This window comes from Orrella sp. 11846 (assembly GCF_048820935.1).
GTDB lineage: Bacteria > Pseudomonadota > Gammaproteobacteria > Burkholderiales > Burkholderiaceae_B > Algicoccus.
In genome coordinates, this window is the sequence record NZ_JBMERD010000042.1 from 1 (window position 1) to 1578 (window position 1578).

Consider the following 1578-nt stretch of genomic DNA (forward strand, 5'->3'; position numbering starts at 1 on the left):
CCCGCAAATTTCATCATGCAGCCTGAAACTGTGATTTGTAGTGCTTTGCTTTGAGCTTTTCGTACGATTCAGTATTTCGGTGTTGTTTGCGCGTTATTCGATTGAGTTTCGCGATTTTTAAGCGCAATTTCCCCTTACCCCGGGAGCGTCATCGTGCCCGGGAAACACTCTTTTTGAGATTAGGGTGACAGGGCTCGAACAGCACGCACAAGAATGTCTTGCAGCGGGTGATGTGACGCAAACATGATTCGTATTCGACGGGTGTTGCGAACCACGGCAGCACCAATTTTGAGCAGTCGAACCCGAATGGTTGAGGTTGTCGCATTGGCCAGTTTTGTGCCAGTTAGCGCCAGATCTTTCAGGCGTTGCATCAGCGTATAAGCAAGCCCTGAAAGCATGATCCGAAACCAGTTTGCGATGAATCGGCGGCAGCTAGTGCGTGTGCCAAACAGATCCAATTGTGTTTCTTTAATTCGGTTTTCTGCCTCACCTCTTTTGCAGTACAACGTGTCATAGATCCAGACCGGGCAAGCTTTGAGGTTAGTCACGACGTATCTTGGATTGCTCCCTTGACTACCATATTCCAGACGCGTAATGACACGGCGCTCTTTTTTCCAAGCCCGAGCGCCATAGGTCAACTCGTAGATCGCACGTTGCTTGCAGCCTGTGTGTTGGTGACGAATTTTTAATCTTCGCTCCCAATGACTCACAGCCTCTTGTAGCCGAGAGTTACGAGCCAGACCAATGACGTAGTGCACCTGGTTGCGTTCACACCAATTAATCAGTAATTGTCGGCAGAAACCGGAATCCCCTCGCACAATGATTTGTACATCAGGCCATTGCTGACGCAAACGGGTGACCAGTAGTTTGATGATAGCGGCTGCATGTTTGGCCCCATCGATGCGACTGTTTCTAAGCACACAAGTCAGGAGTGCATCACCACAATAAATGTACAAAGGTAAATAGCAGTAGTGATCGTAGTATCCGTGAAACTGTCGCATTTCCTGATTCCCATGCAAGGGAATATCAGATGCATCAATATCCAGAATCAACTGATTTGGACGTTGGGTGAAAGAAGCGATGAACTGCTCAACCAGCACCTGGTTCAAAGCGACGATCTCCTCACGGGTCACGCTGGCTTCAAAGCGACATAATGTTGGGCTGCTGGCCAATTGCTCAATCCGTCCAACCGCAGTTTGTATCATGGGATCATTGCGAAGTCGGTCGTGATCATTGAGGTCTTCATGGCCTAGAGCCAGCGCATACAGACGCTGCGCGACTAAATCTTGATGGGTGTGCGTAATGCGAGTGGGATCCCGGCGATCACGAAGTGCATCGGCAATTGCAGCTGATAGGCCGATGCGTTGATCGACCTGACGTAGCAGTATGGCACCGCCATCAGAGCTCAGGGCGCCCCCTTGAAAATCGGCTTCAATCACGCGTCTTTGCAGACGACCAAAGTCGAGTTTATTTACGGTACAATTTGGCATCGGCGCAGTCCCCCTAAATCTTTTCTTAACAATTTGATTTTACGGGAAAAATGACTGCGCCGATCCTATTTGTGGTGAAATTTGCGGG

The 1578-nt window shown here is 49.4% G+C and carries 1 protein-coding gene; it reads right to left on the reverse strand.

Annotation, left to right across the window (positions count from 1 at the left end):
* Positions 1-179 precede the first annotated feature (179 nt).
* On the reverse strand, positions 180-1490 hold the full coding sequence (locus tag ACOI06_RS14505) for an IS1380 family transposase (RefSeq protein WP_420663303.1): 1311 nt from the start codon (positions 1488-1490) through the stop codon (positions 180-182).
* Positions 1491-1578: the final 88 nt, after the last annotated feature.